Source organism: Chitinophaga sp. H8, from assembly GCF_040567655.1.
GTDB lineage: Bacteria > Bacteroidota > Bacteroidia > Chitinophagales > Chitinophagaceae > Chitinophaga > Chitinophaga defluvii.
Genome location: NZ_JBEXAC010000003.1, coordinates 202,988 through 225,842, shown reverse-complemented (window position 1 = coordinate 225,842; position 22,855 = coordinate 202,988). Strand labels below are relative to the sequence as shown.

Genomic DNA, 22,855 nt, shown 5'->3' with positions numbered 1-22,855 from the left:
ATGTGGAAAGAATCCGGCAACCCGCATATCGCCTACCAGATAGATGGACAAGGCCCGGCAGTAATGCTGCTGCATGGTTTTCCTGAAAACAGTTATGTTTGGGAACATCAGCAGGCTTTCTTAAAGGCGCATTTTAAGGTGATCATACCAGACCTGCCCGGTAGCGGGAAAGCTCCGTTAACAACGCCGCTTACTATGGATACCATGGCAGATTACATACATGCCATCCTGTTAGCCGAAAATATTAACGAAGTAGTGATGATAGGTCACTCGATGGGCGCCTATGTAGCATTAGCATTTGCAGAGAAATACCCACAGCTGTTAAAAGGCCTGGGGCTGTTTCACTCCACTGCTGCTGCCGACAGTGAAGAAAAGAAAACAGCCAGGCTAAAATCAATAAAGATGATGCAGCAATACGGCAGTGAAACATTTTTGCGCCAAACACTTCCCAATATGTTCAGCCCCGCCTTCAAAAGCCGGCAGCCGGAGCGTGTGGAAGCCTACATAAAAATGGGCATGCAATGCAAACAGGAAAGCCTGATTGCTTATTATGAAGCCATGATACAACGCCCTGATCGTAAAACTGTACTACAGTCTTTACAGGTGCCGGTATTATTTATTATTGGGAAAGATGATAATGCCATCCCTATAGATAGTATACTGCCACAAGTAACTTTACCAGCTGTAAGCAGTATTTATATTTTTGAAGAAGTAGGACATATGGGTATGTGGGAAGCATTTGAAGAAAGTAATGCAGCTGTACAACAGTTTGTTAATTTTTGTCAACGTTAATTATTAATCCGCCATTTTTCAACCAACGTGAAACAGCTTATCCTTCTCATATGGTGTTTAGCAGGTGCTACATTAGCACAAGCCTCGCATATTATCGGAGGGCAAATGTCTTACACCTTTTTGAGAATGAATGGTAATAATTACGAGTATAAAGTTACCCTAAAGCTTTACCGTATCTGCGGTACGGGAGAGCGGGTTGCAGAACTACCTGAAAAGATCTACTTCTCTGTTTTCGACAAAGCTACTTATCAGCATGCACCAGGCTCCCCTTATCTGAGATCACGCAGTAGCAAAGAAGTAAGAGAACTCGGACAAGTGGATCCCTGTATTGTAAACCCTCCCAGCATCTGCTTCCAGATCGGCACCTATGAAGCTGATATTTCAGTAGCATCGAATGCGGAAGGATATATTGTTGCTTTTCAGAGCTGCTGCCGGGATAATTTCATGGTCAATATTGTAGATGAAGCACGACCTAACGATCCCTTATATCCTGGGACAGGTGCTACCTATTTTACTGAACTTCCGGGTACCAACAATAGCGTGCCGGGAAACAGCAGCGCCGTTTTTGCGAAAGATGAAGCGGTATTAGTATGTGCAGGAAAAAACTTCACGTACGACTTTTCTGCTAAAGATAAAGATGGTGACCGCCTGGAATATTCCTTCTGCGATGCCTATTCCGGCGGACAAACAACTCCCACCGAAACTAATATTCCTCCGGCAGCCATTGCACCTAACTATAGCAATGTAAAATACATTCCCCCTTATAGTGGTGGCAGCCCATTAGGACCTGATGTGGTGATTGATAAAAATACCGGTATTATTTCAGGTAAAGCGCCCCCTTCGGGAAAATATGTGGTAACAGTGTGTGTAACTGAATACCGGAATAATAAAGTCATCAATATACATCGTAAAGACTTTCATGTAAATGTAACCAACTGTATCAAACAGGTAGTAGCAGCTATGCCGGAAAAATATGCCGACTGCGATAGCTATACCATCAACTTTGCTAATAACAGTACACCGGGAAAAGAATATCGCTGGCATTTCGGAGATGGGACCCGCCTGGTTACTACCAGCCAGGATGTGATTCCACATACTTATGCACAGCCCGGCACCTATACAGTAAAACTTTTTGTAGATAGTACCAGCAGTTGCGGGGATAGTGCTATGGCTACCGCCTACGTATATCCGCTTTTACGTCCGGACTTTTCTTTTGACGGACTGTGTATTCAAAAGCTTACCCGTTTTACCGACAGGTCTGTTACCAACAATGGGGTTGATGCAATGGATTATTACCGGTGGGATTTTGGCGATACTAATCTCACCAATGACACTTCCCTTTCCATAAATCCAACTTTTCAATATGCACAGCCAGGTACTTATACCGTGCAGCTGTTTATGCGCACCGTAAAAGGATGTGAACGCACCATTACCAAACCGATCAGTGTATACGACAAGCCTCCGCTTTTTACTACCAATGATACCCTGCTTTGTAAAAATGATATATTACAGTTAAAAGCAGAGAGTTCACAACCGGGCGGCTCTTATAGCTGGACTCCTAATACAGCTATTACCGGGGCCAATACCCCCACTCCTACTGTGAGGCCTCAAAATGATATTGATTATACAGTTACCTATACTGATGTGCAAAGTTGTATTAATAGCCATACTATTCACATCGATGTACGCGATGCCATTCATGTATCTACTGCTGCTGATAGTACGGTATGTACAGGTGATCCCATATCGCTCCGGGCAGTGAGTGATGGTGGTGATAACTATGCCTACAGTTGGCGCGATCTGACCACCAATACTGAAATAGGTACTACCCCAAATCTTACAGTTACCCCTGCTCCACCCAGCAATACTTACGAAATAGCCGTAACCCTGGGTACCTGTAAGGCAAGTGATTTTATCATACTTAAAGTCGTGGATCCTCCCAAAGCCTTTGCAGGAAATGATACAACTATCTGTTATGGAGATGCTGTCATTTTACATGCCACCGGTGGTTCCCATTACCGGTGGACACCTAACATAAACATAGAAGGTCCTACCCGTGCCAGCACCCCTGCCCGGCCTAAAGACACTACCGTTTACACAGTTATAGTAACGGATGATCTGGGTTGTCCTAAAGAAGTAAGTGATGATATAAAAGTAAGTGTAGTACCTCCAGTACCTGCCTTTGCTGGTAACGACACTATTGTGATAAAAAATCAGCCTTTTCAGCTACATGCTACAGGTGGGGCAAGCTATACCTGGACGCCTGCAGATGGGTTAAACAGCAGCACTATTCCGGATCCTGTTACTACCATTAATAAGGATTTTACTTACCGGCTCACCGCCTATACAGTAGAAGGCTGCAAAGGCACAGATGATATCCACCTTCGGTTTATGACAGGCCCCGAAATCTATATTCCCACCGCTTTCTCCCCCAACGGTGATGGGTTGAATGATAAGTTCCGGCCATTACCGGTAGGAATCGTACGAATGGACTTCTTCCGGGTATTTGACCGCTGGGGAAAACTTATGTTTTCGACTACAGAATACATGAAGGGATGGGATGGTACCGTAAATGGTAAACCCGCCAATGTAGGCACTTATGCCTGGGTAGTACAGGGTGAAAATATAAAGGGGGAAACCGTCCTGAGAAAGGGAACTGTTACACTCGTCAAATAAGCAAATTTATTTTCTCAAGTGGCTTTTTTTCGTTAAATTCAGTAAGGGTCATTGCCATCTTTACATGAATAAGGTTATCCTCATCACTTTATGCTGTTGCTTGTTTTATCAGCTTGCAGCAGGGTACCATATAATTGGAGGAGAAATTTATTATCAAACCATTGGCACTACTACCGGAGGCTATTACCGCTACCTGATTACCCTCAAACTATATCGCGATGCAGACTTTACCTGCGGCGAACGCCAGGGCTGCCTGGACAGATTTGAAAACCCCATTCCCATTAGCATTTACACCGCTTCAGGTATGAGAGTAGGGGCCCCCGTAATGCTTAGTATCAGTTACACCCTTCCATTAAGAGATACCCTGAAAAATCCTTGCCTGGCGCCACAAACCCAACACCTGGAAGTTGCCTTTTACCAGGTTGAAATTGAGCTTCCTCCTATCCCCAATGGGTATTACGTAACTTATCAGCGTTGCTGCAGAGGAGAAAAGCTTGCCAATATTTACAATTCGGAACAGGAAGGTTCTACCTTTTATACCCGCATCCCTGGTACAGAAAGCAGGCCCAACAATAACAGCGCTTATTTCAATAAAGATGCTGCTATTGTTATCTGCTCCAATATGCCCTTTCAATATAGTTATGCGGCTTTTGATCAGGATGGCGACAGCCTCACCTACCATCTCTGCCAGGCACTGACAGGAGGTACCTCCCGCGATGAAAGCAATTTAAACACTCCTCCACCATATAACAGCCTGGTAGACTACATTCCTCCATATTCCGGTGCCAACCCGATGGGCGGACAGCCACAAATAAGTATTTCTCAGGCAGGTATTATTGCCGGTACGCCTACCCGGTCAGGTAAATTTGTGGTAACCGTTTGCGTAAATGAATATGACCGCATTACCAAACAGTTAATCGGTACCCATAGTAAGGATATATTGCTGACCGTGTTTAATTGTCAGACTGATATTAAGGCCAGCTTTCCTTCCGTCCTGAGCAATTGTACTGAAAGTGAGGCATTGGATGTGTCTATTCCCAACTACAGTAATGCAGGGTTCACTTCTGCTTATTACTGGACCTTTGGAGATGGCACCGATACCATCACTTATGATAAAACTGTTTTTCAACATCAGTATCCGGATACCGGCCGCTATGAGGTCAAACTGGTGATTAATCCTACCCTTCCCTGTAGGGATAGTACCACCGGCATAGTACACAATTATCCTGGCCTTAAAGCAGGTTTTGTTACTACGGGCTTATGCAAAGGCTTACCGATACATTTTGAAGATACTTCCTCTTACAGATATGGCCAGATCACTAAAAGAACCTGGGACCTGGGATTACTCAATGACACTACATTCCGCCCTGCTACCAGAAGCCTGGATTATACTTATGATAAAGGAGCTGTTTATACAGTCACCCTATCCCTCGAAACAGATAAAACCTGCGCAAAATCAATTACACATAATGTCCGGATTTATGAAGTAAACGCCTTTGCCGGGAACGATACCATACTTAGTAAAGGTGAGCTATTGCCTCTCCATGCCAGTGGTGGTGATTTCTATACCTGGTGGCCGCCTGATGGGCTTAGCAGCAGCAGTATTCCAGATCCGGTAGTGAATTGGCAAAAGGATATCCAATATGCTTTAAAGGTATCAAACCAGCAGGGATGTGTTGACTACGATACGATCAACATAAAATATTACACCGGTCCTGAAATGTATATCCCCAATGCCTTTAGCCCCAATGGAGATGGGGTCAATGATTATTTCCGTTTTATACCCGTAGGTATTGTTGAATACCGTTATTTCCGCATTTTTAACCGCTGGGGACAGGAAGTCTACTCCTCTACCGATTTCCGTACTGGTTGGAACGGTACACTGAATGGACGTCCGGCACCTATAGACACCTATATGTGGATACTGGAGGGAAAAGATTTTAAAGGGCAGCCAATTTCCCGAAAAGGCTCGGTAACTTTGGTGCGGTAAAATGTTGAATCAGGCTCAAATAATATACTCATGGGAATTGTTTTAATTACCGGCGCTACTGCCGGTTTTGGCAAAGCTTGCGCTACTACTTTTGCAGCAAAAGGATATGATGTCATTATTACCGGACGCAGAAAAGAAAAACTGGCGGAACTCCAGGCATCACTGGAAAAAGAATATGCCATAAAAGTATTATCACTTGATTTTGACGTCAGAGATGAACTGGCCGTAAAACAAACACTTGAAAACATACCCGCATCATGGAAAGAGGTGGATATCCTGGTTAATAATGCCGGGCTGGCCCTGGGATTAAGCACCATCGATGAAGGCAGTACAGCCGATTGGAATACCATGATCGATACAAATGTAAAAGGCCTATTGTATGTATCACGCATGGTGATGCCATGGATGAAGCCCCGCAAAAAAGGACATATTATTAACCTGGGCTCCACAGCGGCCAAACATGTATATGCTAAAGGAAATGTGTATTGCGCTACCAAAGCAGCCGTGGATGCTATCTCGCAAGGCATGCGTATAGATCTGCTTCCACACCGTATCAAGGTTACAGCAGTACATCCCGGAGCGGCAGAAACCGAATTCTCCGTAGTCCGGTTTAAAGGAGATACCGGCAAAGCGGCAGATGTGTATAAAGGCTTCACCCCTTTAACTGCGCAGGATGTAGCGGATGTCATTTATTACTGCAGCACCTTACCTGCTCATGTTTGTATAAACGACCTGGTAATCACCCCCTTACAACAAGCTAACGCCTATTATACCGATAAAAATTAACACGATTATGTTATTTATAGTTTATGTTTTTTAACTATATTTGGAATAATTTATATTAGATTTGCAGTCTGCACCCTATGCGTAAATTGCAAATCTTATTGCCGACGAATGAAGTGTTACATGTTGAGGTGCCTATGAAATAATTACCTTTTTATCTGAATTTACTATGCCGTACTATCCTTAATTCCTAACCATATCCCTATGCTTACATTTGCAACAATTTACATGCTACGCCTGTACTATCCCAGGTGGAAAGAACAATGGCGCTTTTATTTCGACAAATCCCGCAGGAACAATTATGGTCGCTGGGCCATGCGAAAAGATTGGGTGGACGAGAAAGGTTATTCCTTGGGCTACAGTTGATAAAAATATAACAGCCAGGTACATGCACTACCTGGCTGTTGTATTTAGTAACATAGCTATATAAAAAATCCCGGCTGCTAACAGCCGGGATTTTTTATATATAATTCCTTTTGATACAATCATTATTGTGACAATACAAACCTCAGGGTTATACCTCCTCTGGTGCTTGTAATAGGATATGCGGTAGAAATAACCGGGATAGTTTGCCTGCGGTCGTAGAAGAAGCGCAGGTTTAGCCGGTTGTTCACCACATAATCAATAGATGGTGCAATACCTACTACTTTTTGCCCGCTGGTAGGAATTACCAGGTCGGCATCCAACCGGTTATTGACCGTTTTATCATCCCTAAAGCTCATATCCAGCCTAAAATTCAGGTCATTCTGCAATTTCTTGCCGCCATCTTTTCCGATCGCAAATGGTAAGGCTAATCCCCTGATCCGGTATCCGCAGCCCAGTACTATTTCGCTGGAGCGTAATTCACTCAACTGATAGTCGATCAGGCTCAGTGCCAATGACCGGCTTTTCTTGAATTCCAGTCGCAGGTTCAGACTATTTGTAAAGGTCATATCTGCACCTATCAACGGAGAGAAAGACTCTGTAATAGACAGGTTAGGCACCAGGAAGTAAGGTACATAGTTAAAGCTGCCGGAGGAAGAATCCACAAAACCAGGATAACCTGTCAAACGGGGATCTTCATAGAACAAAGCAGTATTATAAGAGTTCATAGACAAACTACCTACATACGCATGCGTAAGCGTGAAATTGGTCAGGATGCTACGGAACGGCTCCAGCTTGGTTAATCCATTATAAGTTACCCGCCAGTTAGGCTTAGGTATAAAATTACTGAATGGATTACTCCGCACATTGCTGTTGCTTTGTTTCAGCAAACCGATATTTTCCGGGCTTTTACCAGTGTACGCCGCCAGGAAAGCCGGGATGATTACATCCTGCGCATATCTGCCATAACCGTACCTGTAAGCCGGATCATTAGGATCACTATAAGGTGTACCGGGATCCTTGTTGTATGGATTAGCTGCCCCCAACCTTTGAGAAATAGTGGTACGATACTTTTCAAAATCCTTAAACGTACTGGAAATCCCGTTTTCCGCATCTATTTTACCAAAAATGGTTTTGATCGCTACATAAGTGATTTCAAAACCTCCGGCATCATAAGGACTGAGATGTTTGAAGCCTTCATCTGATAAGTTTTTGAATAGCTCTGTATGCGTTTTGGTAAACGACTTCGTAATGTTCAGGTCAATACGCAGATCGGCCACTGGTTCCAGTTGTGCCTGGGCATCCAGCCTTTGGGTAAACTGCTGTTGGTACTGAATATTAAACAGGGTATCCGGTGTAACCAATCCTTTCTTTGCGAAGTTGTCCATCCATTTTTTGTCCGGCTGATATCCAAATACAAAGTTAAGACCAGGCGCCATAGATGCCCAGTTCATCCCCAACACCTTTGTACTATCTATATAGCCTGGCAAACGGGTACCTGCATTTTCAGTGTAGTTGATCCCAATACGTTTGATGGAAAGTAATGGTTTCATCACCGCTTTTAATACCGGTGAAATATCATCGCTGCCCGGACTGGCAGGCGGTGGTGCAGCAGGCTTGTTATTGGCGCCCGCATTGTTATTCTGCGGCTGTTTAACGGCCATCGGCTTATTGGTATTGATCTGCCGCAAGAATTTTGAGCGGTTATACAGTTCAGAGAATTTAAGTTCTGCTGTCAATGTTTTCTGCTGGGTATTCTCAATAGCATTACCCAGATACAGGGCCAGCCGTGAAGCGCCTGTCCACCGGTATTCCGTGCTGTAGCCCACTGCTATATTAGTCCAGCTCAGTAAAGGGAATTTACCGGTAGGCAATGTATAGGTTACATTGGCTGAATGGAAATAATTGGTGGTACGGCCTAATTTAAAGAAGTTACTACGTACAGAATCCTTCTTTTCCTTTGTATTAATACGCCCGTTGGGCTCATCCACGCGCGCATTATTCACCGCATTAAAATCAATAGTGAGACTGCGGGTAAGATCCCATTTAAGGCCATAGTAACGGTCAAAAGTGAAGTACTTGTCATAGGTTTCCGGCAGTTTGAAATTACCATCTCCCCCTACATTCCTGATCCTGGTAGCACCAAACTGACGGGTTACATCCGCACGGAAGCTGATCAGTGTTGGTACATAGTTGACATTAAAATCGCGGATCAGGTCTACCCATTTGCTCTTCGTTTTAAACAGCTTTTTAAATGGCTCCAGGTATTTACTTTGTCCTGAATAGTTATACCCCAAACCTCCGCGGTGCCTGGTCAACAGGTCATTTTCGATCAATGGATTATGTCTGTTTATTTGGGAGAATGAATAGCTCAGGTCAAAGTTCTCAATATCCCACAGCTTGTTTTTGGATTTGCCTACATTCAACTTTCGTACATTGGTGAAGTTGAGGCTCTTGATAGAAGTAAAGTCCTGCGCATCTCTACGGATAGAATCTTTTTCAGCTTTGTTCCGCGCAAGGCTTAGTTTATCTTTCAGCTTAATATCCAGGTCGTAAGGGTCATACTCCGGATTGCTCACTGCCTGGGAGTACCCTGCATATACCGGTATGGAAATGGCTGCCTGTTTGGGCAACAGTTTACCCAGGTCCAGGTTAGCGGCCACATCATATTGGGTGAAGTTGTCCCGGAACCGCTCATTTACCCGCTGGTCAATATTCCCGAAACCTGCGGTATGCATACTTCCCGACGCTGAAATCGTACCCAGGTCGGCCAGTTGGATATCTACTCTTCCCAATGCCGCATATCCACCCTTTTCATCCAGATCAGTCAGACGCAGCTCATCAAACCACACTTCCGCACATTTAGGCATCCCGTCATTCTTAGGGTTGGTAACACCAATCATCACACTACGCACATCTCCCAAACTAGGATTACCCATTACCGTCATAAAGTTGCCAAACTCATCCGGCACCGGATTGGCAGGATAAGGTAATACCGGCGAACAGGTATCGCACATGTTACGTACTTGTTTCAGCTGGCTTAGCCTGTTCAGGATCAGTTCCATCTCATTCTTTTCCGGCCATATATCCCGCTCGTTGGTAGCTCTCCAATTGGTTTTCTTCAGTGGTATCTGGTATTCATAATAGTTGGCCACAAAATCACTACCTACCCGTATTACAGCCCGGATCTGCCCATCTTCCAAAGCATTCTCATTCTGCATCGCTTCCGCGTGAATGAACATCTGCATTTTCTTATACTGGCGCAGGTCAATATTGGTATTTTTATATAAGGCTCTTGTTTCGCCATCTTTCAGATTACAAACCTGTACGGATAAAGACTGCTCATTCAGTTGCAGGGTAGTATTATTTGTACTGATTGTATTCTGCCTTAATACGCCCGGAGGCAGTACATATGGAATAGGCTGACGGGAAGAGTTTTCCTCAATATTTACCGCAGTAGAATTAAAGGTAGTAGAATTATCTACCGGAACAGGATCTCCCGGACGCAGTTCATACAGGTAACGGCGCCATTGGTTACGTACCAGTTCCAGTTTTGCAAAACGGAGTACTACCGAATCCTGGAATCCAGTCAGGAACATACGCATGAAACGTACGGATTTAAAATCCGGGATATTTCCGATTTTACGGTCATATTCATTTACCGGCACCTTAAACTGATACCAGATTTCCTGCGTTTTATTCCCATTCGGCAAGTCTACATCTGCTGTAATTTTATCTACCAGGAAATTAGTACCGACCTGCATATTTGGTGTCAGATGTACCCGGTACTGGAAGTATTCTTCCGTTTCATTCAACGTACCATCCCTGTTCAGGTCTTCAGATTCCGGCACATTGGTAGCGGCGGAAGAGAACTGAGATTTAGTATCCGACACCGGAGAGTTGCCTTCCGGATTACTATATCTTTTATACCGTTGCAGAATGGTGGCACGAACCCTATCATATGCTGCATCCCGGTAATGGCGGTAATCGTCATTGGAAGGATCCGCTATTGCTGCCTGGTAAATCATGGAGGCTTCTCCAAAATTATTACGCAGCCTTTGCAGATAGTCAGCATGGAAAGCTCTTTCATCTTCACTGTTCAATCCGTCATACCCTACATCCTGATAGCGACGGATGTTAGGATCATTATCGAAGGCCTGTGTGATCTGCTGCTGGAACTTAGGTATGCGTCCCCAATTGGAGGAGTCCAACATATTAGGGCTCTGACGTGGATCCGGCATCCCGTTTTCAAAATACTTACGGGAATCCTTCAGGATATCCTCCGATACATTACCCAGATTAAAATATAACTGCCCGCCTGTACTGGTAGGATTGGTGATGAACGGATCCTGTATCCAGAACTCGATATATTCAATATTGGAAGTTTCAAAATCACTATTGTCAATGGCTCTCATAATACCACCCCATTTTGTTCTGGGATTTTTAAAGTAGCCATCTGCACCAATAGTGTCGGCACCGGCAGTAAAATTGTATGGTCCTCTTTCTCTTGGATAATAAGCCAGATCCAGTGTACTCAGCTGGCTCTGCCCAAAATCGGTAGACCTGTTTTTAAATACTTCCCGCTGGTATACCAGACGCACCCTGGGATCAGACTGCTGGTCCTTATCAATCCCTGCGGGGAGAGCTGGCGAGTTGGGAATCTGTAAAGTAGGCTCAATGATATACCATGACAAAGCACCACGGTTCCTGCCATAGGCCAGGTTATTACTGAGATCAGCCTCCGGAAATAGCACCGTACCGTTTGCATCCGTAGCATCTTTAGGGGTAGAGGCCAAAGCCCAGTTGGTAGCCGGGAATTTCAGATCATATCCGCTTTTGGAACCTTCAAAATCATCAATATATACCTGCCCCTGCCTGCTGCCCGGTGCATTGATGAGCTTGCTGTGTCCCGGAATCAGCTTGGCTACCTCTCCGGTAAAATTGACATTGGAAGGAGCGCTAGTACTATAGTTAGGTAATTTATCCAGGAAGCGGGTAAGTCCTTTCCACTCAGAAGCATAGTTCACATCCAATCCCAGCATCGTATTTTTAATAGGGTCTTCCCCATAGTTCACTTTCTGGTAGTAGGGGCGTTCGCTCATCCGTACCATGGTTCCTCCAATACTCAGCTTATCATTCACCACATAGTCCATGCGGGTACCAAAATAATTACGCACCTGCTGTCCGAAGAGGGCATTATTTTCAAACTGTACATTGATAGGCACACCGGAATTCAGTACGCCTCCGTTAATGATTTTAAGCCTGCCGAGGTTGTAATCGATGATGTAGTCTACATTTTCACGGAGTTGCTGCCCGCCGGCAGTAACGATTACGGAGCCAGGCGGAATATTATAGCCTCCCAGCATTATTTCCGAAGAATTGCTGGACTTATAGGACCCACGGATAACATAGCGGTTCAATTGCGGAAACTGTTGTGCTACTACTTTTATCGAATCGTACAATACTTTATAGAGATACTGTTTTTCCAGTCCCACATCTCCGGCAAAGGCTTTTTTCAATCCATCCGCAAAAGGTTCCAGTTGGGGGAACATAATTTTACCGGTCTGGGAATTGATAGTATAACCGTCTACATAGTCAAACACCCCATCAGGTTGGGGGTCGTTCTGGTTATTCAACCTGTCCAGGTTGAGGATCGTGATAATAGGCGCACCTGCAAAATCGCCTTTGGCATCGGGCAGGTAACGTTTATCACTGGGTTGGCGGTTTGTGCCTATGGGATCTTTACCGCCTGGATCCTTATAATACACATCCAGTTTAAAATCCTGCCGGTTTACCTGGAAAGCGCCTGTTGCATAAATGTTTTTCATCATCAGGTCCCAGATGGGTAAGCCGGGACGGGCAGAAGTAGCTTTCAGCAATTTGAGAAAGAGGATCCGTTGGTTCACACTATTGTTGGGATCTGGCGGAACATCCTGCGAAAATTCCCCTACCTGGTACACCCTGCCATTATAAGTATATTGGAAGGCCACTGCCAGCACTTCATCGGGTTGTAACTGCTGGTTGAGGGATAAGAAGCCCAGTTGCCGGTTGAAGGTATACTCGGTAGAATCGAGTTTACGGGCAAATGTCTTTTCAAATTCCTGCACAGGTTTAAGGCCCAATGCCAGCAAACGGCTGATAACGGTTCCCGTATTACGCCCGCCCGCATCACGGGCCAGGTTGCTGTACAGGTCGTTGGTAGCGTTATTGGGCAAGTGAGAGGTAGTCAGTAACTTGATATCCGGATTAAAAGGCGCGTACTCCCCGAGGTCCATCAAACCTACCACATCACGTGCCTGGGTGGTAGCCCCTGTTTTATTGGTCACCCATACCTCAATCCGGTTAATATTGGATAATGACCGGATAATGGGCAGGTTGGCCATGGCATAGTTAAACGTGTCCCGGAAAAACTGCGCTAACAGAAAGTGCCGGTTATCTTCATATTCATCTGCCTGAAGATTAAAGTCCTGCACCTGGGTACCTCCTTTCAGCATCAGGTTCTGCTTCTGCGACTTTTGGTTAGAGAGTACACTGGTGATGGTAAGCCGTCCGAATTGCAACTGTGTTTTTACCCCGAACAGGGATTGAATACCTGATATCAGAGAGCTGCGCAGCGGAAAGCTCACATTACCCGCCTCAATTTTCTGGATAATTTCATCTTTATAGCCGGTATATTCCAGTTTTACCTGGTTTTCAAAGTCGAACGTAGACTGGGTATTATAGTTGGTAATCAGCTTTAGCTTTTCCCCGATCTTACCCGTTACGTTCATATTAATGTTCATGTCGAAGAGGAAGTTGCCGTTTTTACGGGCTTGCTCTACCAGCACGGGATTTTTAATATTCTGCCCTTCATAGCCGAAGGTGAGGTCCAGGTTTCCCTGGGGGCGGATATCTACTTTGCTGCCCCCAAACACCCTGTCAAACAGGCTGCTGCCATAATACATACTGGGTCCGCTGCCTTTCTGATTAAGATTGCCCAGCGCACCTGCTCTTTTTAACCAATAATTTTCTTCACTTTGTTTAGCCTGTAATCTGTAGTATTCATCAAAACTTAAATAGGTAGGATTACGGTAATATTGGTCACCTATCTTTTCGGTAACGGTATATTGTTTCGTAACGGGGTCGTATTCTACTGATTTGGTGATATTAGCAGGGTCCTTCAGGTCCATCACATTCTTTGCAGGATCGGTGACACTTGTGCCCCGTCTGTCCCGAATAGGGAATTTCAAGGTATCCTTTTTTGCGGCAGTATCTTTAATAATGGTATCCCGCCCCCAACTTACACTGTTTACATAATTATACCCGGAGCGGGTTCCAGCGGCGGTGTTAACAAAGATAAAAGATACAACTCCTATTACTGCAAAAGCACCGTAATATGTCTTTCTTGCCAAGCGAAATAGGTTTATAGAGGTCTGTTCATAAATTTATAAGCTTTTAAGGGCTTTCTTAATCAGCCCTTCCAGATCATGCAATAATGGCTCGGCCTTCAGTACCTTTTGGATAGCCTGTTCTGCCATATTACGGGCTATCCCCAAAGTTACCAAAGCATTTAACGCATCATCCTGAATTGTATTGTTTGCATTCGAAGATAAATGTATATTAGAATCACGTTGTTTTGCCACTTTGTCTTTGAGTTCCAATATGATACGCTTGGCAGTTTTAGCGCCAATGCCTTTTACACTTTCCAGCATCTTGTCATTTTCCATCATAATGGCCCGCTGGATATCTTCTGGTTGAAGGGAAGAAAGCATCATTCGCGCAGTGCTGGCTCCTATCCCTGATACACTAATAAGCAATAAAAATAAACTCCTTTCAGCCTCTTCAAAAAATCCATACAAAGTATGCGCATCCTCTTTGATGTGCAGGTAGGTTAACAATTTGCAGTTTTCCTGATCCTGTATACGGGAATAAGTATTTAAACTGATCTGCACTTCATATCCCACCCCCTGCACATCTATATACACAAGCGCTGGTGATTTATAAGCCAATTTTCCATTGAGGTACGCAATCATACTAAGGTAAAGGTTCGGTAAATTAAACAAACTTACGTGATATATGAAAATAAGCAAAGGATGTTTTGTCCGGATACCCAGGTACATAGGAAAATGGATAAAATGGATGTCTTATTTTTTCTACCTGAAAAACCGCGGAAAGTTTGCCACATTTGTATTATTATCGCTGATCAGACCGGCTCATATGTTAGTTTTTTAGGAAATATTCGTTTAAGTCGTATTTTTACGCCTCGTTTTAAACTATTATATCATTTTTATGAATAAAATTACAGCCGCTATTACGGCGGTGGGTGGATATGTTCCCGACTATGTTCTGACCAACCAGGAATTAGAAAAAATAGTAGACACAACAGACGAATGGATATTAACCCGTACGGGGATTTCAGAAAGGAGGATATTAAAAGGCGACAACAAAGGAACTTCCGACCTATGTGTACCAGTAGCACTGGAAATTTGTAAAAAAAGAGGTATCAGCCCCGAAGAGATCGATTTGTTGATAGTGGCAACGGTTACCCCCGACATGACTTTCCCCTCTACTGCCAATGTGGTAACAGATAAAATTGGCGCAAAAAATGCCTTTGGTTTCGATATCAGTGCAGCATGCTCCGGCTTTTTATATGCCCTGGATACAGGTGCCCGCTTCATAGAAAGCGGCCGTTACAAAAAGGTAATGGTTATTGGTGCCGATAAAATGAGTTCTATTATTGACTATACCGATAGAACCACCTGCATTATTTTTGGTGATGGCGGCGGCGGTGTATTGCTGGAACCCAATACCGAAGGGTATGGTTTGATAGACAGTATCCTGAAAAGTGATGGCCACGGACGGGAATACCTCCATATGAAAGCCGGTGGGTCTGTAAAACCAGCCACTATTGCTACAGTATCTAACCGGGAGCATTTTGTATACCAGGAAGGTAAGATGGTGTTTAAATATGCCGTTTCAAATATGGCAGGAGCTGCCAAAGATGTAATGGAGCGCAACCAACTGCAGGCTGCTGACCTTGCCTGGCTGGTACCTCACCAGGCTAATAAACGTATTATCAGTGCCACTGCCCAGTATATTGAGCTGCCGGAAGAAAAAATCATGATGAATATTCAACGTTATGGCAATACTACTGCCGGCACTATTCCACTGTGCCTGTGGGACTATGAAAAACAGTTGAAAAAAGGTGACAACCTGGTGTTAGCTGCTTTTGGTGGCGGCTTTACATGGGGTGCCAGCTATATCAAATGGGCCTATGACGGCGACAAATAAAATAAAGCAATAAAACAAGATCCGGTTTCCCACAAACCGGATCTTGCTTTTATACCAATATTGGCAGGGTATACACAAAAGATAATCTCCCTCCCTCCTGCTTTGTTATCCGGATACTTCCCTGCATTTTGGTGATAAAGTCCCTGCAGATCACCAGTATTAGTCCCGTATCAGATTGCTGAAGTAACTGCTCATTACCCGTATTATCTGCATCAAATAACCGCTGAATCCTGACCCGCAGGTGCTCCATCGGGACAAAAGTTAAGTTGATATCTACCAGTTTCCCTTCCTGCTCACTCACTATCGTTATCGTACTGCCCGTCACAGCGCTTTCTACCAGGGTGGCCAGCAAATGCCGGTGTACAAATTGCAGCATTTCCGGATCTGCCAGTAACTGTAATGCCACCGGTACCCTGTTTAATATTTTCAATTGCCGCTCTTTGACCTGCACCTCCATATCCTGTAACACTACCCCCAGCATCAGATGCGGTGTACAGCTTTGCGGTACAAATACAAACCCCGATAGCTGCGATTTGATCCAGCGTAAAATACTATCAAACATCAGTAATGTTTTCCCGGAGGAAGCTGCAATCTGATCTATCACCAGCATCATATCCGCCTGATTCATCGATCTGGTACGTAACAAGTCAGCCACTTTGGTAATATGGGTGAGGGGCGCCCGGAAATCATTGGCAATGATAGTAATCAGCTTATTCTTAAAGGCATCATTTATTTCCAGTTGTAGCTGCTTACCGGATAAATCTGTATGCAGCTGTGCTAATGCTGCAGTAGCCTTTTTCTGGGAACGGTAATAGTAACGCTGCCGGATATACCATAAAATCATCAGGCCGGATATTACCGCTATATAGGTAAGCCCCAAACGGTTACTCTCATCTTCATAATCATTTTTTTCAATCCGTTGCTGCTGCAATGCTGTTTTTACTTTCAGCTCATTTTTATCCTGTTCTTTTAAGAAGAAATCAATGTATTTAACGCCGGATTGTTTTTCTACGTCCTGCACCCCAGCCGACAATCGCATTATCTCATTACTGTAATAGTTCATCCTGGCCTGATCGTTTACTGCACTATAATGTTTATACAGGTTTGCCAATGTAGGCATCTGCAGATCATTGTATCCGGCCTGCTTACCCAACTCATACATCTTTTCCCAGTAATAAACAGCATCGGTATGGTATCCCATACTCCGGTACTGATCCATCCGTTCATACATCTCAATAGCTACATAAGTCAACCCTTTATCCAGTGCCGAGGTGGCCAGTTCATTTACCATCTTTTCTGCCTCCTTTCCCTTACCCGCTTTCATCAGGGAATCCGCAATAGTAATATCTATATAAAAGGCAAAGCGGCTCAAAGGGTATTTCACTAAGATCTCACGGCTTTTGCCTATAGCCCATTTTACTGAATCCCGCTTCGTGGTATCTTCCCCAAAAAACCCGATATAATTCATTAAAACAAGAGAATAAAAAGAATCTTCCGGAGGCTTTAGCTGGCTGGCTACTTTCATCGCTTCCTGCAAATAGGCATACGCTTCCTTCTTTTTGTCTGTAGTATAGTTGAGGTAGTATACACAAAGATTGTTCAGTACCTGGGAAGTATTGGCACTATCCCCCACAGCGCGGTATCGCTGCAATGCCTGAAAACCATACTCTACAGCCAGTTTAAAGTTTCCTTTTAAGGCATGGCAAATACCTAAAAGGTTTAAACTATTGGCCATCCCCTTTTCATAGTGAATCCGTTCTGAAATATCCTGAATCTTTAAGGCGTACCACAAACAGCTATCCCGGTTAATCATATGGTACAGCATGCCCAATTGAGACAGTACATCCACATATGCCATGCTATCCCGCTGTTGCAATAGTGTGCTATAGATCTGATCCACCTGTGATGGCCTGCGTTGCTGCGCCGTTGAGGAGCAGACAAAAAACAGGATGACTGTACCTGCCATAATTCCCGGCAGGGCACGTTTCATTAAATGAATGCATCTTTTATATGTTGTAATAAAATAGTTCATGCCAATCTGCTTACGGTTTATCAGGCAAACTATACCAGAAGGAACTTCCTGTCCCTTCATTATTTTCTGCCTGTATATGCCCTCCCATTTTTGTTATAAAATCTTTACAAATAATTAATGCCAAACCGGCCCCCTTACTCGATCCCGCGTGCTGCTTCCTTTGCCCTCCAAATACAAAAAGCGTTTCCAATACTTCCGCCGCCATTCCTTTTCCCTGATCGGTGAAGGATACTTTCACCATACCATTACTGCGCACGGCACTCACTGTAATCTCACTTCCTTTGGGAGAAAACTTGATCGCATTATGCAGCAGGTTCCGGTGCACAAACTGCAGCATCTCAGGATTGGCATATAACTGAAAATCAGGGGGTATCTTGATACTTACCTTTATATCCTTTCCTGCTATCAGGTGCTCCAGCCCTTTTTGAGCGATATTAATCAACCCTTCCAGCCAGCAAGGCTCCGGGTGATATACAAATCCCGAAAGCTGGGAACGTATCCAACGCAATATGTTATCAAATGTCAGCAGCGTATGATGCGCCGCGCTTTCCACTTTTACGATCATGGCCGAAGCTTCCTCCAGGGTAAAGGATTGTATTTTTAAAAGGGTGGTTATATCCAGTATATTTGATAAGGGTACCCGGAAATCATGTGCTATCAATGATATCAGCATGTTCTTAAAATCATCATTCGTAGTAAGCAATTTGTTTTTAATGATGATTTCTTCATTAGCCAGTTTCAGTGCTTTACTGGTTTTTTTTGCACTTTTTATGTGCCGGTAGGTGTTCATTGTAATCACTGCCAGGAATATCAATAGCCCTACCCCGAAGGAAAGCGCATAACCAACGTTTCTGTTCTCCATCCTTTTCTTTTCCAGGAGATGCTGTCGCCTTTCGTACGCCATCTGAAGCAGCTTCACGTCCTGATCCTGTGTGAAGTAGGCCATATAATCGATCTCTCCCCGCTGCTTGGTTTGTTGCCTGTATTGCAATATATCCAGCATAATGCGGCTATACTCATTTGCAGCAGCCGGCATTTTACGCTGTTTGTAATATTCATACAGATGACGCACTTCAGGGATAATCAAACTCTTGTAGCTGCCGCGCACAGCAAGATCTACCATCTTCTGATAATACAGGATCGAATCCTCCTCCCCCAGCATGCCTTTATATCCTGCCATTTGCATACAGCCATACATCCCCATGTAGATAAATCCCTGCCGCTCAGCAGCCGCTATAATGGAGTCCAGCCTTTGTTGTATATGTTGAAAACTGGTACGTCCATAGGCATTATCTACCTCCAGTAAACCTATGTACAACAATGTTTTTTCATCATGATACCGGGTGGCTATTTCACGGGCCCGGGCTAGTGCCCAGCTTAAAGAATCCCGTTTCGTGCTATCCGCCCTGTGTATATAGTAATAGTTGGCCAGCACCAGTCCGTATGTAGAATCATTTTTCAGCTGACGCCCCAATTCCATCGCCTTATAATGCGCTTGCTGCGCCGAGGCATGCTCTTCTTCCTTTTGAAAATAAATACCCAGGTTCATCAATACCGTACAATAGTTAACTGTATCTTTCAATGCTTCATAAGCCTGTTTGGCATCCAGGTAAAAACGGTATGATAAATATTTATTGGCCGTGAAGGCATAATAATTCCCCATTACTTTATAGGCGGTAGCTTTGCCCTTTACGTAGTGCAGCCTGGTAGCCATCTTCAGGGCACTATCTGCATAAAAGAAACAGGTATCCAGCTGCCGGGGCTGATACCATAATGCACGCTGGTTCAATTCATCTACGATCTGCGTACTGTCATTCAGCCACGTAAAAACAGGAAGTACTACCTGCCCGTCTCTTTTTTGCGCAGTTATCGTTGTGGTAAAAAATAATAACCAACTAAAAAATAATAGTAATCTACGTTGCCTGACAGGCATACAACAGCCGTTACAAACAAGGGTTTTCAAAAAACTCATAGGATCAGTTTTAACATGCCATCTGTCATCAGCTTTAAAGGGTACGCTTAATAGGGTATGGTTCATTCAGCCGGAGCGATATACACAAGAAATACAATATAAAAATAAAGATATGATCGAAAATAATCAAAAAAGGATAAAAGGACTTAGCCATTCTATTCATTCGCATTTTGATACTGTGTGTTCGTGAAGCAATTATCAAAAAAATACGTTCTTTGCTATAAACGATGAAGACATGACACGTATGTTACGATGGCTGAAACATCAGTTTAATCTTCACATGGATAAGGAAGAGGAGGCAAAAACCATCGAATCCATTGTGAAGAATGTTTCTTTTAAAGGCGCTAATCTCTGGATTCTCGCTTTTGCAATTATGATTGCATCCATCGGCCTGAACACCAACTCCACGGCAGTGATTATCGGGGCCATGTTAATATCCCCGCTTATGGGCCCCATTATGGGTGCAGGTCTTTCACTGGGATTGAACGACTTTGAGTTATTGAAACGTTCCCTGAAAAATCTGCTCATTGCTACCATTATCAGTTTAATTACTTCCACCATCTATTTTTTACTCAGCCCTATCAGCGAGGCCCGTTCAGAATTACTGGCACGCACACAACCTACTATTTATGATGTACTGATCGCCTTTTTTGGCGGCCTTGCCGGTATTGTGGCGGTAACACGTATCGAAAAGGGGAATGCCATTCCGGGAGTAGCTATCGCCACCGCCCTGATGCCCCCGCTATGTACGGCAGGCTACGGTTTGGCCAGTGGTCAATGGCTCTACTTTGCAGGGGCATTTTATCTATACCTCATTAATTGTGTGTTTATCTGTCTTGCCACACTGGCCATTGTAAAATATCTCAAGTACCCTAAAAAAGCTTACGTAGATGAGCTAAGAGGTAAACGGGTAAGACGTTCCATCACCATCATCGTAGTGGTGATGCTGATTCCCAGCATTTACCTTGCCTATACACTGGTGATGGAAAACCGGTTTAAAGATAATGCCAACAAATACATTCAACAGGTTTTTGAAGAAAAACACCTGACCGTCATCTACAAAAAAATAAACTATAAAGGAACCTCCTCTTCCATAGAAATTGCGGTGCTCAACAAAAAAATATCTCCGCAGGAAATTAATAACTACCAGCAGTTATTAACTGCATACGGATTAAAGCATACACAACTGGTTATTCATCAGCCATCAGATAGCACCCTTGATATCAACACCGTAAAGAACATTATTATGCAGGACATCAATAAAGATAAAGATGCCAATGCACTTGTAATTGCGGAGCAACTGAAACAATTGCAGGCACAATTAAAACAGCCTGCTCCTCAGCAAGCTGCCTATCCTGTAGCACAGGTAAGTACAGAAGCGTATACCCTTTTTCCTCAGATCAGCAGCCTTTCTATGGCAGATCACGTACGCTACGCTACCACCAATACTGAGGCGCCTGCAGATACACTAACCGTTATTACAGTGAAGGTTAAAAAGCCGCTTACCAAAGCGGAACAGGAAAAACTGCGCAACTGGCTGAATAAACGGCTGGCACTAAAAAACAGTGCATTATGGATACAATAGCTGTGTGGGAAAGTTACACTGCATCCTATATTTCAAACACAAACCCTTTCTTGGTCAGCTGCTCATATTGCAGCTTATCAAACCGGTAAAGGTGAGCACCTTTCTTTGAAGTAGATTTATCTTTTTCTTCCAGTTTTTCCAGGATATTCATGGAGAGGATCTTCTTACGGAAATTACGCTTATCAAGGGTTTCCTGGTATATTTCTTCATACATGGTACGAAGCTGCGACAACGTAAATTTCTCCGGCAACAATTCAAAACCTACGGGATGAAAACGGGCATTGTCCCGTAGTCTTTTCAATGCATCTGCTATCATCCTGCTGTGGTCAAATATCAGCTCCGGCATCTGATGCAATTCCAGCCAATGTGCGCCATGTTCCTCTGCCAGCTGATGATCATGCTCCTGGATCCTGATCAGTGCATAGTAGGCTGCTGCAATTACCCTGGCACCGGAATCCCGGTCCACCTCACCATAACAATGCAGCTGATCCATAAAAATATTCTCCAGCCCGGTGGTTTGTTTTAATACCCTTGCGGCCGCAGCATCTATGCTCTCTCCGGTTTGAACAAAACCTCCTACCAGCGACCATTCTCCTTTCATAGGATCTACTTTCCGCTCAATGACCAACAGCTTTAACTTACTCTCATCAAAACCAAAGATGATACAATCTACTGCTACCAAATGCCTTGGAACCTCTTCATAAAATGATTGCAAATTCATAATCAGGATTACTTCCAGCTAAAATACTTTTTTATCTCTTAACCTATACTATCTTCCAACAGCTATTATTTCTTCCCCTGGGTAAAGTCATCATAATCCATCCCCGGAATTTTACTGACGCCTACCTGCCGCAGCAAGGTCACCAATTGTCCGCGGTGATAACTGGTATGGTTGAATATATGCAGCAATACATCCTTCACGGGTACTTTATGATACTCTTTGGCCCGGTCAATATATGCCAGGGTATGTTCCAGTCTTACCGCAGTAGCATGCTTTACCCAATCCCTGAGCAGGCGGGACTGATGCAGCCAGTGATCAATCGCCTCCTCAAAATCACCTTCAAAATGAATAGTAGGATCCACTGCTTTCTCGGCCAGCTGTAAACGCTGGTACCACATACTCTCTGCACACCACAAATGATAAACCGTTTTGCGTATAGACGGAAAGCTGCTTACCAGCTCCTGGTCCGCTGCTGGCTTTTCCAGCTTACGGAGCACATGGGCAAGCTTTTGATTGGCCCAGTAATTATAAGCAGCATAGCCAAATAGGATTTCCTTCATGTATATCGTAATTTTGACCTTTTATGCCATAAAAATAGCAGGTATTACGGAACATTGCGCACATATTATGCCACCGGTCCCTACTACTATGCCAGTCATATAAAAATTAAC

General features: G+C 44.0%; 13 protein-coding genes. 7 read left to right on the top strand and 6 right to left on the bottom strand.

Annotation, left to right across the window (positions count from 1 at the left end; translation table 11 throughout):
* The 5 genes from ABR189_RS27820 (at position 1) to ABR189_RS27800 (ending at position 6,607) form a co-directional block, all read left to right on the top strand.
* Positions 1–792, top strand: coding sequence for an alpha/beta fold hydrolase (locus ABR189_RS27820; protein ID WP_354663794.1), 792 nt, complete (start codon positions 1–3; stop codon positions 790–792).
* Between the two features lie 105 nt (positions 793–897).
* Positions 898–3,468, top strand: a complete 2,571-nt coding sequence (locus ABR189_RS27815; RefSeq protein ID WP_354663793.1) for a T9SS type B sorting domain-containing protein — start codon at positions 898–900, stop codon at positions 3,466–3,468.
* 64 nt (positions 3,469–3,532) lie between these two features.
* Positions 3,533–5,458 carry a T9SS type B sorting domain-containing protein gene (locus ABR189_RS27810; protein ID WP_354663792.1) on the top strand — a complete coding sequence of 642 codons (1,926 nt, stop codon included), beginning with the start codon at positions 3,533–3,535 and terminating at the stop codon, positions 5,456–5,458.
* Positions 5,459–5,488: 30 nt separating this feature from the next.
* Positions 5,489–6,244, top strand: coding sequence for an SDR family NAD(P)-dependent oxidoreductase (locus ABR189_RS27805; protein ID WP_354663791.1), 756 nt, complete (start codon positions 5,489–5,491; stop codon positions 6,242–6,244).
* Between the two features lie 201 nt (positions 6,245–6,445).
* Positions 6,446–6,607 (top strand): hypothetical protein, encoded by a 162-nt coding sequence (locus ABR189_RS27800; RefSeq protein WP_354663790.1) that lies wholly within the window; start codon positions 6,446–6,448, stop codon positions 6,605–6,607.
* Between the two features lie 122 nt (positions 6,608–6,729).
* Here the strand turns inward: ABR189_RS27800 and sov are convergent, their stop codons facing one another.
* Together sov and ruvA are read right to left on the bottom strand one after the other, a co-directional pair.
* The gene (gene sov, locus ABR189_RS27795) at positions 6,730–13,995 is read right to left on the bottom strand and encodes a T9SS outer membrane translocon Sov/SprA (RefSeq protein WP_354663789.1); all 7,266 of its coding nucleotides are present in this window, start codon (positions 13,993–13,995) and stop codon (positions 6,730–6,732) included.
* A gap of 33 nt (positions 13,996–14,028) precedes the next feature.
* On the bottom strand, positions 14,029–14,616 hold the full coding sequence (gene ruvA, locus ABR189_RS27790) for a Holliday junction branch migration protein RuvA (protein WP_354663788.1): 588 nt from the start codon (positions 14,614–14,616) through the stop codon (positions 14,029–14,031).
* Positions 14,617–14,872: 256 nt separating this feature from the next.
* Between ruvA and ABR189_RS27785 the strand changes: the two genes are divergently transcribed.
* A complete protein-coding gene (locus ABR189_RS27785; protein ID WP_354663787.1) occupies positions 14,873–15,874 on the top strand; it encodes a beta-ketoacyl-ACP synthase III in 1,002 nt (333 codons plus the stop codon).
* Between the two features lie 49 nt (positions 15,875–15,923).
* On the opposite strand, the gene ABR189_RS27780 is transcribed toward ABR189_RS27785, so the two are convergent.
* Together ABR189_RS27780 and ABR189_RS27775 are read right to left on the bottom strand one after the other, a co-directional pair.
* Positions 15,924–17,864: an ATP-binding protein gene (locus tag ABR189_RS27780; RefSeq protein ID WP_354663786.1), complete on the bottom strand. Its 1,941-nt coding sequence runs from the start codon at positions 17,862–17,864 to the stop codon at positions 15,924–15,926.
* Between the two features lie 52 nt (positions 17,865–17,916).
* Complete coding sequence (locus tag ABR189_RS27775) at positions 17,917–19,878, bottom strand: sensor histidine kinase (RefSeq protein WP_354663785.1); 1,962 nt, start codon at positions 19,876–19,878, stop codon at positions 17,917–17,919.
* 235 nt (positions 19,879–20,113) lie between these two features.
* Between ABR189_RS27775 and ABR189_RS27770 the strand changes: the two genes are divergently transcribed.
* Positions 20,114–21,463: a TIGR00341 family protein gene (locus ABR189_RS27770; protein WP_354663784.1), complete on the top strand. Its 1,350-nt coding sequence runs from the start codon at positions 20,114–20,116 to the stop codon at positions 21,461–21,463.
* A gap of 25 nt (positions 21,464–21,488) precedes the next feature.
* On the opposite strand, the gene ABR189_RS27765 is transcribed toward ABR189_RS27770, so the two are convergent.
* Complete coding sequence (locus ABR189_RS27765) at positions 21,489–22,184, bottom strand: NUDIX hydrolase (protein WP_354663783.1); 696 nt, start codon at positions 22,182–22,184, stop codon at positions 21,489–21,491.
* Between the two features lie 65 nt (positions 22,185–22,249).
* The gene (locus ABR189_RS27760; RefSeq protein WP_354663782.1) at positions 22,250–22,744 is read right to left on the bottom strand and encodes a DinB family protein; all 495 of its coding nucleotides are present in this window, start codon (positions 22,742–22,744) and stop codon (positions 22,250–22,252) included.
* Positions 22,745–22,855: the final 111 nt, after the last annotated feature.

Bases quoted from the DNA above. Each gene is read 5' to 3' on its own strand.
- ruvA (WP_354663788.1), bottom strand. From the start codon at position 14,616: ATGATTGCGTACCTCAATGGAAAATTGGCTTATAAATCACCAGCGCTT.
- ABR189_RS27770 (WP_354663784.1), top strand. From the start codon at position 20,114: ATGACACGTATGTTACGATGGCTGAAACATCAGTTTAATCTTCACATG.
- ABR189_RS27800 (WP_354663790.1), top strand. From the start codon at position 6,446: ATGCTTACATTTGCAACAATTTACATGCTACGCCTGTACTATCCCAGG.
- ABR189_RS27810 (WP_354663792.1), top strand. From the start codon at position 3,533: ATGAATAAGGTTATCCTCATCACTTTATGCTGTTGCTTGTTTTATCAG.
- ABR189_RS27815 (WP_354663793.1), top strand. From the start codon at position 898: ATGTCTTACACCTTTTTGAGAATGAATGGTAATAATTACGAGTATAAA.
- ABR189_RS27805 (WP_354663791.1), top strand. From the start codon at position 5,489: ATGGGAATTGTTTTAATTACCGGCGCTACTGCCGGTTTTGGCAAAGCT.
- ABR189_RS27765 (WP_354663783.1), bottom strand. From the start codon at position 22,184: ATGAATTTGCAATCATTTTATGAAGAGGTTCCAAGGCATTTGGTAGCA.
- ABR189_RS27785 (WP_354663787.1), top strand. From the start codon at position 14,873: ATGAATAAAATTACAGCCGCTATTACGGCGGTGGGTGGATATGTTCCC.
- ABR189_RS27760 (WP_354663782.1), bottom strand. From the start codon at position 22,744: ATGAAGGAAATCCTATTTGGCTATGCTGCTTATAATTACTGGGCCAAT.
- ABR189_RS27820 (WP_354663794.1), top strand. From the start codon at position 1: ATGTGGAAAGAATCCGGCAACCCGCATATCGCCTACCAGATAGATGGA.
- ABR189_RS27775 (WP_354663785.1), bottom strand. From the start codon at position 19,878: ATGAGTTTTTTGAAAACCCTTGTTTGTAACGGCTGTTGTATGCCTGTC.
- ABR189_RS27780 (WP_354663786.1), bottom strand. From the start codon at position 17,864: ATGAAACGTGCCCTGCCGGGAATTATGGCAGGTACAGTCATCCTGTTT.